The following is an 11,589-nucleotide window of genomic DNA, read 5'->3' on the forward strand; positions in this document are numbered from 1 at the left end:
GTTGCCGTGACCGCTGTACGGGGCGCCGCCGGGACCGTCGTGACCCGGGGCGCCGTGCGGGGTGCCGCGCCGGCCGTCGTCGTGCGAGGGCGGGCCCGCATCAGGCGCCGCCCCTGTCGGGGTAACGGGCCTGCTGCGGGATGTGCGTCCCGTACGTGCCGTCGTGGGGAGCCCCGTCATGGCCGTCGCGGCCGTCATGTGCGGGGTGCCCGTCGTGCGCCGGGCCACCGGCGGGGGGCGCGTGGCCCGCGCCGTGGTGGCCTTCGGCCTCGGCGGCCTCGCGCTCGGCCTTCGCCGCGCGCTCGGAGACGACCGTACGGACCGCGTCCAGAACGCCCCGGTAACCGGAGCAGCGGCACAAGTTGCCGCTGATGGCCTTACGGGTCTCCAGCTCGCTGGGAGCGTGGTTGCCCTCCAGCAGGTCGTGCACGGTCATGGCCAACCCCGGCACACAGAACCCGCACTGCACCGAACCGCTCTCGGCCAGCGCGCACTGCACGTCGGAGGGAGCCCCGTCACGCGAGAGGCCCTCGACGGTACGCACTTCGCTGCCCGCCGCCGTCGCGGCGGGAACGAGGCACGCGGCCACGAGCCGCCCGTCGACCTGCACCGAGCAGGCCCCGCACTCGCCCTGCGCACAGCCGTCCTTGGCACCGGCGAGCCCGAGCCGTTCGCGCAGCACGTACAGCAGGGACTCGCCGATCCACGCGCTGGTGACGGGCCGATCGACGCCGTTGACGTGCAGGACGTACGAGACGTGGGGGTGCTCGTGGTCGGCGACGAGCACCGGTTCGGCCGCCTCGGGCACGGAGCCGGGTGCCTCCTCGCCCTCCGGCTCGGTCCCGGCACCTTCGTCACCGTCGATACCGGTGGCACCGATCCCGGCGGCTGCCTCGGCGATCTCGCCGCTTCCGGAGTCTCGGGCGCCGTCAGGGCTGTCAGAGCCGTCAGAGCCTCCGGCGACCGGCTCGGCGCCAACGCCGCCGCTCCCAGGCGCCGTTCCCGGCCGCGTTCCGGCCCCGGCTCCCGGCTCGGCTTCGCGCTCCGCCGCCGCGTCTGATTCCGTGCCGGGGCCCGCCGTCGTACCGGGGCCCGCCGTCGTGCCGGATTCCTCAGCCACGGACAGTTCGGGCCCGGACAGTTCGGGCCCGGACAGTTCGGCTCCGGGGCGGTGCTCGGGCTCCGGTACGGCCTCGGGCAACGCGCCACCGGGCGGCAACATGCCCTCCGGCGGCTCCCCTTCGGACCGTTCTTCGGACCTTCCCTCAGACCGCTCCTCGGTACGTACGCCGTGTGACGGCACGCCGCCGGAAGAGTCGGAGGGTGCGGACGCGGGCAGCGGCGCCGCGCCCTGCTCGGGTGCGGCCTGCCCGGGTGCGGCCTCGTCCGTGGTGCCGCCCGGCTGTTGTACGCCGGGCGCCTGGGCGAGGGGCAGTTCGGGCGGGGCCGACGCGTCAACCGGCCGCAGCACGTGCTCACCGGGCTCGGGGTCTGCGGTGTGCCCGGTGGTCGCCGCCTGCTCGGCGGTCCCGGGGGCCTCGGTGGCCCCGTCGGGAGCCCCCGCCGCTCCCGGTGTACCGGGCGCTCCCGGTGCCCCGGGCGACGGATTGGGCGCGGTGTGCCCGGGGGTCTGGCCCAGCATGCGGTCGATGACGGACTGTCCGGGCGACACCCCGGGCGAGACCTCGACGATGTGGTCGGGCGCGCGTCCGACGGGCGGCGGTGCGGGCACATGCCCTGGCTGCGGCGCCGGCATGTGCCCCGGCATCGGGCCGGGCCCCGCACCGGTTCCGGTGCCAATGCCCGTGCCGGAGCCGGGCTCGGAGGGGAATCCGGACTCAGAGCCGGTGCCGGTGCCCGCTTCGGTGCCGGTGCCTGCGCCGGTATCGGAACCGGTGCCGGTCTCGGAACCGGTTCCAGGTGCGTGCGGCGGCTGCGCCTGGGGCTGTTCCGGCAGCGGCATGGGCCCCGCGTCGGACAGGCCGTGCGCCTCGCCCCAGCTCGGTGCGCTCACGGGCCTCGGCGCCGGGGGCGGCGTCGGCTGCGTCCAGTTCTGGGGCTGTCCCGTACCGGCGGCGCCACCCGTGCCGAGGGGGCGGCGTTGGGTGCGGGCCTCGTGGGAACCGGCGAGCGCGGCTGCGGCTCCCTGTCCGAGCGCCGCTGCCACGGAGGAACCGGCCTCGCCCTGCGGCTCTCCTCTGTGCCCCGCTTGCTGGCGTGCCGCTTCCTGCTGTGCCGCGTCCAGGCGTTCCGTTTCACCTTCCGCTTCCGGCACCGAGGGTTCCGGCTGTGCGAACGGCATGACCCACTGGCCCGTCGCCGAGGGGTCCATGCTGGCTGCGGGCGTGAGGGGAGCGTTTCCTGGCGTACCTGCACCACCGGCCGCGCTCGCCTCGGACGGGTCGATCGGCGGCGGGGTGTAGCCGCCCTGGCCGGTGCCGGGCGCTGCCAGCGGCATGCTCTCGGGGAGGCCGCCGCTGGGCATCTGAAGGAAACCCGTGGCGTCGGCGTCGTACTCGCCGCCGCCCCAACTGCGCGGCACCTGTTGCCCGTACGGGTCGTAGGGCGCGGACGGGTCGTGCGGGCCGGGCTGTCCCTGCGGCACGGCCCGACCGTGCGGAAGCGGCTGCTCCTGCGCCACCGGCGGCGCGTACGGGACATGAGGGGCATACGGGTCGATGCCGTAACCGTCCGTGCCCTGCGCACCGTTCGGGTTCCGGTGCGCGTGCCCGTCGGGGCCCTGGAGCGCGTGCCCGTTGGCGTCCGGGAGACCGTTGGCGTCCTGGAAACCGTTGAGGTGCTGGCCCTGGAAGCCGTTGGGGTCCTGGAAGCCGTCGGGGCCCGGGTAACCCTCGGGGTCCTGGTAACCGTTGGGGTCCTGGAACTCGCGGGGGTCCGGGTACCGGTGCGCGTCGGGTTGCGGGTTCGCGTTCGGTTGCGGGTTCCCGTTCCGGTCGGGGTTCCGGTCCGGGTTCCCGTTGTCGTGTGGTGTGCCGCTCATGCGAGAGCCCTCCCGAGTCCACGGCGGGCCAGTGTCGCCACCGTACGCCGCAGGTGCAGCGCGGCGGGCGGAAGTGCGGGTACGGGCCCGGAGGCCGGGTCGGCACCCTCCTCGGGGGCCGGGTCGGGAATGCACGCCATCGCGACGTACTCCCCGAAGGCCGACAGCGCTTCGGGCGCGAGCCCGCGCTCTCCGTCCCAGTCGATCAGCGAGGCGATCCAGCGCTCGGCCTCCAGCGGGCGCAACGGCATCGGCGCCACGGCACCGACGGCGCAGCGCACTCCGCGCCGCATCGGGTCCAGCACGACGGCGACGGAGGCGAGTGCACGGCTGGGGCCCGTTCTGCTCGTCGCCTTGAGGAACGTCTGCGGCGCGTGCAGCAGCGGCACACGTACGTAGCCCACCACCTCGCTGGGCCGCAGCATGTCCACGTTGGCGAGCAGATGGCTCACCGGCAGCTCACGGCGGGCGCCTTCGGGCCCCGCGATGGACAAGGTGGCTTCCAGCGCGGCGAGCACGGGCAGCGCGTCGCCGGTGGGCGCGGCGCTGACGACGTTCCCGCCGAGCGTTCCCGCGTTACGGATCTGCGGCGGTCCAGCGGCGCGCGCCGCTGCGGCGAGCGCGGGGATGAGCGCCGCGAAGTCGGGCCGCCCCATGCGTGCGTGGGTGAGCCCGGCACCGAGGACGGCGTGCCCGTCCTGGTACTCCCAGCCGCGGATCTCGCTGATGCGTCCGAGTCCGACGAGCGCACCGGGGCGCAGTTGGCCGGAGTTCACGTCGGCCATGAGATCGGTGCCACCGGCGACGGGAACGGCCGCGGGCACGGCGGACAGTGCCGACACCGCTTCGTCCAGCGTGGTCGGCAACATGACAGACGGCACAGCCTGCGCGGCTCGATCGCCGTGTGGTGCATGCTGCACGTGCGTGCTCAACCTGGCTGCCCCTTCCCCGACGTCCCCGGGCCTCTGCACTGCCGTACGGTACGTGCTCACAGCCCGGACGTGGCAACTCTGGCACATCTCGGCGGGCTGGTGACACGAGGGTCCGGGAAGGGTACAACCACCACAATCGCCACAAACCATGAACCCTCCCCCGGCCTCCGCCACCACATGCCCCGCGCATGTGCGCACCCCCCACGACGGCACGTTTCCGTGCCGCGGAGAGGGACGCGAACGGTACGGAGGAGACGGGAACGGACACGTACGACGTGCCGGGTGCGGCGAGGTTGCCTTCGCGCGCGACGCACGTACGCGGGCACCTACACGGCACATACGAGGCACGTACGTGGCCCGCACATGGTCCGCACAACGTGAGCCACAGACGGTGCTGACGGGTACGGACGGTGCGGCGAGTGCGAACGGGCCAGACGGGGCGATGGGCGCGGACGGGCACGGACGGGACGGCGAGCGCGAACGGGCGCGGCAGGTACGGGACGGCGAGCGCGAACGGGCGCGGCAGGTACGGGCAGGTACGGCAGGTACACGGCGTACCGAGGCCCGTACGTACGCCGTGCCGTGCCGTGCCGGGGCGGGACGGGCGCCCGGCGAGGGGGGCGCTCTAGGCGCCGTCGGGCTCCAGGGGGCGCCCCGGGATGCCGGGGCGCCGTTCCCAGGGGCGCGGCCCGTCCGGCCGGCGGTAGTTGACACCGAGTGCGTCAAGGCGCGCGTAGTGCGCCTCGTTCATCCGCCGCTCGAAGTCGCTGAACGCGTCGCCCTCGCCGGGCTCTCCCGAACCACCTGAACCCCCTCCCCGTGAGGGTGACCAGGCGACCTCCGCGAGGGCGGCGAGACGGGGGAAGACCTGGTAGTCGACGCGCTGTGCGCTCTCCGTGCACTCCGTCCACATGTTGGCCTGGATGCCCATGACATGACGGGCGTGCGGGGTGCCCGCGAGTCCGGGCGGGAGGGGTTCGAACTCGTGGACGTCGCGCAGGGTCGAGACGTGACCCAGCGGTACGGGCTCGTCCTCGCCGGGCGCCTGGCGGCGGTCCAGGTACAGCTGGTGTTCGGGGCACATCACCACGTCGTGGCCCGCGGTGGCGGCGGTGACGCCGCCCTTGTCACCGCGCCAGGAGGACACGGCCGCACCGGAGGTGAGCCCGTCCTTCAAGGTGCCGCCCTCCAGGATCTCGTCCCAGCCGATCATGCGGCGTCCGCGCGCGGCGAGCCAGCGGTCGAAGTGCCGCACCATCCACGCCTGGAGCGCGTCCTCGTCGGCCAGCCCCTCCGCCGCGATACGCGCCTGCGCGACGGCCGACTCGCGCCACTCCTCCTTGGGCGTCTCGTCGCCGCCGATGTGCACGAACGTCGAGGGGAACAGGTCGAGGACCTCCTCCAGTACGTGTTCGTAGAAGCGGAGGGTGTCGTCCGTCGGCGTCAGCAGATGCGGGCTGACACCCCAGTCGGTCCACACGCCGAGCGACGAGGTGTCCAGGACGTCGGTGTTGCCCAGTTCGGGGTAGGCGGCGATGGCCGCCTGCGAGTGGCCCGGCAGTTCGATCTCGGGGACGACGGTGATGTGCCGTTCGGCGGCGTACGCGACGATCTCGCGCAGGTCGTCCTGTGTGTAGTAGCCGCCGTGCGGGCGTTCGTCCCACAGCGGTGAGGCACGGTGACCCACTCGGGTACGGGGCCGCCAGGCGCCGGTACCGGTCAACTCCGGGTAGCGCCTGATCTCCACGCGCCAGCCCTGGTCGTCGGTGAGGTGGAAGTGGAGGACGTTCAGCTTGTGCGCCGCCATCAGGTCGATCATCCGCAGCACGCCGTCCTTGGGCGTGAAGTGCCGTGCCACATCGAGCATCAGGCCGCGCCAGGCGAAGCGGGGCGCGTCCTCGACACGCGCTGGCCGCACGTGCCACTCCCGCACAGTGCCGACGCTGCGGAATGCCTCGGGCGGCAGCGCCTGGCGCAGCGTCTGCGCACCCCAGAAGACCCCGGCGGCGCTGCCGCCCTCGATGAGGACGCGCTCGGTTTCGACGGTCAGCCGGTAGCCCTCCTCGTCCAGTTCGCCGTCGATCCGCAACTCGACGGCGTTACGGCCCCGGGCCTGCCCCGCGCCGCCGCCCGTTCCCGGTACGGGGTCCTCGAACGGCAGGGCGGCCTGCGCCCGCAGCCACCGCGCCACCCCTTCCGTCCCCGGACCGGCGACAAGCGCGGTGCCACTCCCCCACGCGAAGGGCGTGCCCTCGCGCTCCCGTACACCCTCCGGGCGCGGTACAAGTCCTGACCAGCTCACCTTGGGGCTCCTCTCACGTCACTGCATCTCTCTCACGTCACTGCACCTTCACTTCACCGCACGCTTGCTCACCGGGGCATTCACGTCACCGCGCTCTCACCGACCCTCACTTCACCGCTCCGCCCAGTCCCGAGACGAGGCGGCGGTGTACGCATACGAAGAAGATCAGCACGGGCACGGTCATCACGGTGGAGGCGGCCATGACGCCGCCCCAGTCGGGCGTCTCGGCGTCGAAGAAGACCAGGAGCGCCATCGGCAGGGTCGAGTTCTCGACCTCGCTGATGATGAAGGACTTCGCGAACAGGAAGTCGTTCCAGGTGGAGATGAACGAGAAGACGCTCGTGGCGACAAGGCCGGGAAAGACGAGGGGGAAGAGGATCTGCCACAGGAAACGGGTCCTGCTGGCCCCGTCGATGAACGCCTGCTCCTCCAGCGCCTCCGGCACCGCCTTCACGAATCCGCGCAGCATCCAGATCGCGAAGGGCAGCGAGAAGGCGAGGTGCGGCAGGATCAGCGAGACGAGGCTGTTGAGCGCGCCGAAGTCCCGCATGAGGAAGAACATCGGAATGGTGAGGGCCTCCACCGGCACCATCTGCGCGGCCAGGAAGAGAATGAGCAGCGTCGTACGGAGCCGGAAGCGGAACCGGGTCACGGCCGTCGCCGCGAGAAACGCGATCAGCGCCGAGGCGACGACGACACTTCCGGCAACGAGCACGCTGTTGGCGAAGTACCGGGCGAAATCGCCTTGCTCGAAGACGCGCCGGAAAGAGTCGAGCGACGGCGAGAGCGTCCACGGAACCGGCCGTTCCGAGCGGACTTCCCCGGCCGGTTTGAAGGCCGAGAGCACCATCCAGTACAGCGGAAAGGCGACGACGACCGCGATCAGCAGCGCGCCCACCTCCGCCGCGAGCCGCCACGGCTTCCGAATCCAGCGCCGTACTCCGACGCCCGTCGCACGCTCAACTGCCACTGTACGCCCGCCATTCACGACACGCGCTTCGCTCACAGCTCCTCCCCGTTCCTGCGCAGCAGTTTCAGATACACCAGCGTCACTCCGAGCAGGATCACCAGCATCACGATGCCGATCGCAGAGCCGAGGCTGTACTGCGAGGAGGCGAACGCCTTTTGGTACGCGTACACGTTGAGGACGAGGTTCTGTCCCGCGATGCCGCCGCCGCCCGTCATCACATAGATCTGGGTGAACACCTTGAAGTCCCAGATGATGGACTGGATGGTCACGACAATCAGAATCGGTCTGAGCATCGGCGCCATGACGCTGCGCCACGTACGCCACACGCTCGCGCCGTCCAAGGAGGCGGCTTCCAGCACCTCTTTCGGAATGGCCTGGATTCCCGCATACGTCGTCACCATCACCAGCGGGAATGAGCACCAGACGACCTCGAAGAAGACCAGCGCGAACGCGCTCAGCTGCCCGTACGTCCAGGAGAAGTCACCGAGTCCCAGCACCTTGTTGACGGGTCCGAAGTCGGGGTCGAAGAGGAAGACCCACACGGTCGAGCCGGTGATGGCGGGTGTCGCCCACGCGCCGAGCGCGGCCAGCATCAGCACCAGCCTCGGCAGCGGCCGTATCCGGGTGAGGAGTACGGCCAGCGAGCAGCCGGTCAGCATGGTGCCCACGACGCAGGCCGCGGCGAACAGCAGGGTCGCCAGGAGAACGTCCCAGAACTGGCTGTCGCCGAAGAGTTCGGCATAGTTGCCGAATCCCCGGAAGGTGGTGGGCTCACCACCGCTCACCTGGAGTTGGGTGTATTCGAGGAAGGAGATCAGGCCGAGCTGGTAGATCGGATAGATCAGCAGTCCCGCGAGGACGACGAGGGCCGGCGCGAGGTAGAGCCAGGGTGTCCAGGGCCCTCCCTGGCGGCGTGGTCCGCGCCGTTTGCCCGTGGCACGCACCGGCTTTTCCGGTGACGTGCCTGGCCGCTCGGCGACGGTGGTGGCCGCGCTCACTTCACGAACGCCTCGTCCATCTTCTTGGCCGCTTCACCGGCCGCCCCCTCCACGTCCTGCTGTCCGCTGACGATCTCCTGGAACATTCCCGGGAGAATCATGGAGGCGTCGATCTCTCCCCATGCGGGGCTGGCGGGCACGAACTTCGTTCCCGCGTCCAGCGTCCGGACGAAGGGTTTGACGAACGGCTCCTTCTGGGCGACCTTCTCGCGGGTGTCGGTGAAGGTGGGCAGGAACCCCATCGCCTCGAAGAGTTCCTCTTGCGTCTGCTTTCCTCCCAGCTCCTTCATCAACTCGACGGCGAGGGTGCGGTGCGAGGTGCTCTTGAGAACGCCGACATTGTTGCCACCGGCGAAAGCGGGCGCGATGTCGCCCTCCTTGAGGCCCGGAAGCGGAACGACTCCGTAGTCGCCCTTGACCTTGCCGTCCTCCATGGCCTGCCGGTTGAAGTCGCCGCCGATCGCCATTCCGGCCTTGCCGCCCGCGAACGCCTCGACGGTCTCGTTGCCGCCCATCTTGGCGCACTTGCCCGCGGGGCAGTTGTCGTCCCCGAACAGCTCCGTGTACGCCTTGATGCCTTTTCTGGCCTTCGCGCTGTCGATACCGGCCGAGAATTCGTCGCCGCGCTCCCGCGCCAGTTCCCCGCCGTGCGCCCAGATGAACGGCATGGCGCCGTAGGTGTAGGCGCCGCCGACCGCGAGCCCGTACATGTCCTTGTTCTCCGCCCGGATCTTCTTCGCCGTACCGGCCACCTCGTCGAGGGTCTTCGGCGGCTTGAGTCCCAGGTCCTTGAACACGTCGGTGCGGTAGTAGAGCGCGCGCACCCCGACGAACAGGGGCGCCCCGTACTGCTTGCCCTTGACGGTCACCGACTCCTTGGCCGTCGGATCGGCGTCCTTGGCCGCTTCCCAGCCGCCGAACTCCTCGCTCACATCCGCGAGTCCGCCGTCGGCCACATAACCGGCCGTGTCAGTGTTGCCGTACTCGATCACGTCGGGAGCCGAATCGGGGTCGTTGAAGGCGCCCTTGATCTTCTCCGCGCGGCTGTCGACGGGGATGTACTGCACATCGACCGTGACGTCCTTGTGCTTCTTCTCGAAGCGCCGTACGACGTTGTCGACAACCTCTTCCTTGGGCTTGTTGCCGACCTCCCTGAAGAGCCAGACCCGCAGCTTCCCGCTCTTCTCGTCCCCCTTCGCACCGTCGTCCGATGTGGAGGGCGCGCATCCTGCCAACGCCGACCCGGCCATCCCCAATGCCGCCACTGAAGCGGCAACCCGTACGGACATCCTCACGTCGAGACCCCCAAGCCTCTCGGCGTTGCAGACTGCGCAACGCTTGTTTCGCACTGCACAACTTCCGCAGGAGGCTACGAGCCTGCCGACGGCTCGGCAATAGGTCTCGACCAATCCGTGCCCCCGAACACCTCAGCCGCCCGGAACGTACGGCATGCCCCTCTTGACCCGTTGAAGTACGGGCCAACCGTTTCTACGGTTGACCACTTCAAGGCCCTTGCGGATGGGGCGAGTTGACCCCGGAGGCGCGGGGGACGACCGGCACGAGCCAGAGGGGGCGGCATCGGCACCGAGACCGGGTCCGGGACCGAGTCCGAGACCGCCAACCACACCGGCACCCGCGCCGACACCGGCACCGCCATCAGGGAGAACCGAAGCGGGGGCCTGGAGCGCCTGGTCCGGGCCCTGTGCGGGTTCCCGCTCCTGGTGCTCAACGTGCTGGCCGCAGGCGGCCTCTACTGCGCGCTCACCATCGCCCCACGGGACGAGCTGGACGAACACACCCTGACCGGCATCGAAGTCGCCTGCTTCCTCACCGTCGCCTGCTCGACCGCCGCCCTGCTCCTCGCCTGCCTCCTCCGCAAGACCCTCTCCCCCTGGTGGACCGCCCCCGCCCTCTGCTTCCTCCTCGCGGGCACGGCACGCTGGGCGCACGTCGTGCACACGTACCCGCCGCCGTAGCCGAGTTCACGGCCCAGCCGGCCGTGACGGTACGGGCGAACGCGATCACGCGCCGGAGGCGGGATGCCGGGCCACGCGACCCCCAGGTCAACGCAGGCCCACAACTCCCCCCAGAGCCGGTAAATCCTCGCCCTGTGGGGCGGGACAGCCGGAAGTGGCGTCTAGTTACATGCACTGTGCACCTTGTAGCGTCCGGCGCGGAGCGCGAGAGCGCGGCGTGTGCGACTCCGGCACACGAGCCCCCTCAGCCGTCTCTCCAACCGGTGAACGCCCAGCCCTCTGGAGGCACATCTGTGAACGCGGACCAAGCGCAGCCGGATCGGGAGCAGCCGGACCAAGCACATCCGGGCCGGGAGCAGCCGGACCGTGAACAGCCGGACCAAGCACATCCAATACGGGAGCAGTGGGACATCGTGTCCGGCATCGGGGCCACGGCCCTGGCGGTCGCCACGGGCAGAGCGTTGGAGTCCCGGCGCCCTGACGCGCTGATCAACGACCCGTACGCCGCCGACTTCCTCGCGGCGGCGAACCCGTCCACGCCGCTGCCCGCCTCGCCCGAGGAACTGCGCGACCACGCGGACGCACCCGAGGAGATGTGGACGCTGCTCACGCAGTACATCGGTGTACGGTCGCGCGTCTTCGACGACTTCCTCACCGGCGCTGCCCGTGACGGCATACGCCAGGTCGTCATCCTCGCGTCGGGGCTGGACACCCGCCCCTTTCGCCTCCCCTGGCCCGACGGCGTCCACTGCTTCGAGCTGGACCAGCCGCTCGTACTGGAATTCAAGCTGCGCGTCCTACGGGAAAAGGGCGCCACTGCCGCATGCGCGCACACCCCTCTCCCCTTCGACCTGCGCGACGACTGGGCCGGCGCGCTGGAGGCCGCGGGCTTCGACTCCACCCTGCCGACCGCATGGCTGGCCGAGGGGCTGTTGCCCTACCTGACGCCGGAGGACGAGGAGCGGCTGTTCAAGGAGATCGACCGGCTGTCCCCCTCCGGCAGCCGTATCGCGGTCGAACACGGCAACGGCATCGGCGAGGTGACCGACGACCCCCAGCTGAACGCGCTCTCCCAAGAACTCGACATCCACCTGCCGTCCCTCTTCCCCGAGGGCGAAAAGCGTTCCCCGGAGGCCCAGTTGGCCTCCCTCGGCTGGCAGCACCAAACCCACACCGCCCACGAAGCAGCCCACCACCTCGGCCGCGACCTCTCCCCCGCCCCCGCCCTCATGGACCACATCAGGCACACCCACGCGCAGCGCCCGTGAGTCGAGCGGCCCCTCCGTCAGCGCTCCAGCCCGCGAAGCCGACCACAGAGACGCCGGGCCGGGCTGCCCCCGCCGACCGCACGACCGGACGAGGAGGTGACGGCTGAGAACGGTCGGATACGTGGATCACCGGCAGGTCACC

Annotated in this window: 8 protein-coding genes; 2 read left to right on the forward strand and 6 right to left on the reverse strand. The window is 70.9% G+C overall.

Annotated elements, in window-relative coordinates; genetic code table 11:
- Positions 1 to 100 precede the first annotated feature (100 nt).
- The 6 genes from NMN56_RS29860 to NMN56_RS29885 form a co-directional block, all read right to left on the reverse strand.
- Positions 101 to 3,001, reverse strand: coding sequence for a 2Fe-2S iron-sulfur cluster-binding protein (locus NMN56_RS29860; RefSeq protein ID WP_274046051.1), 2,901 nt, complete (start codon positions 2,999 to 3,001; stop codon positions 101 to 103).
- Positions 2,998 to 3,870 carry an FAD binding domain-containing protein gene (locus NMN56_RS29865; protein ID WP_274046050.1) on the reverse strand — a complete coding sequence of 291 codons (873 nt, stop codon included), beginning with the start codon at positions 3,868 to 3,870 and terminating at the stop codon, positions 2,998 to 3,000. The genes NMN56_RS29860 and NMN56_RS29865 overlap by 4 nt, the downstream gene beginning before the upstream one ends.
- 688 nt (positions 3,871 to 4,558) lie before the next feature.
- Complete coding sequence (locus NMN56_RS29870) at positions 4,559 to 6,235, reverse strand: beta-N-acetylhexosaminidase (protein ID WP_274046049.1); 1,677 nt, start codon at positions 6,233 to 6,235, stop codon at positions 4,559 to 4,561.
- Positions 6,236 to 6,341: 106 nt separating this feature from the next.
- Entirely contained in the window at positions 6,342 to 7,205 is an 864-nt protein-coding gene (locus NMN56_RS29875) for a carbohydrate ABC transporter permease (protein ID WP_274046078.1), read from the reverse strand.
- A 32-nt stretch (positions 7,206 to 7,237) separates the two neighbouring features.
- Entirely contained in the window at positions 7,238 to 8,149 is a 912-nt protein-coding gene (locus NMN56_RS29880) for a carbohydrate ABC transporter permease (RefSeq protein WP_274046077.1), read from the reverse strand.
- 50 nt (positions 8,150 to 8,199) lie between these two features.
- Positions 8,200 to 9,453, reverse strand: a complete 1,254-nt coding sequence (locus NMN56_RS29885; protein ID WP_430542742.1) for an extracellular solute-binding protein — start codon at positions 9,451 to 9,453, stop codon at positions 8,200 to 8,202.
- Positions 9,454 to 9,933: 480 nt separating this feature from the next.
- On the opposite strand from NMN56_RS29885, the gene NMN56_RS29890 reads away from it, so the two are divergent.
- Positions 9,934 to 10,179: a hypothetical protein gene (locus tag NMN56_RS29890; protein WP_274046047.1), complete on the forward strand. Its 246-nt coding sequence runs from the start codon at positions 9,934 to 9,936 to the stop codon at positions 10,177 to 10,179.
- A 413-nt stretch (positions 10,180 to 10,592) separates the two neighbouring features.
- Positions 10,593 to 11,447 (forward strand): SAM-dependent methyltransferase, encoded by an 855-nt coding sequence (locus NMN56_RS29895; RefSeq protein ID WP_280842889.1) that lies wholly within the window; start codon positions 10,593 to 10,595, stop codon positions 11,445 to 11,447.
- Positions 11,448 to 11,589: the final 142 nt, after the last annotated feature.

This window comes from Streptomyces iconiensis (assembly GCF_028657195.3).
Taxonomy (GTDB): Bacteria; Actinomycetota; Actinomycetes; order Streptomycetales; family Streptomycetaceae; genus Streptomyces; species Streptomyces iconiensis.

What these genes read in the sequence shown, in the direction of transcription:
- NMN56_RS29865 (WP_274046050.1), bottom strand. Translation starts at nt 3,870, where the DNA reads ATGTTGCCGACCACGCTGGACGAAGCGGTGTCGGCACTGTCCGCCGTG.
- NMN56_RS29885 (WP_430542742.1), bottom strand. Translation starts at nt 9,453, where the DNA reads ATGGCCGGGTCGGCGTTGGCAGGATGCGCGCCCTCCACATCGGACGAC.
- NMN56_RS29860 (WP_274046051.1), bottom strand. Translation starts at nt 3,001, where the DNA reads ATGAGCGGCACACCACACGACAACGGGAACCCGGACCGGAACCCCGAC.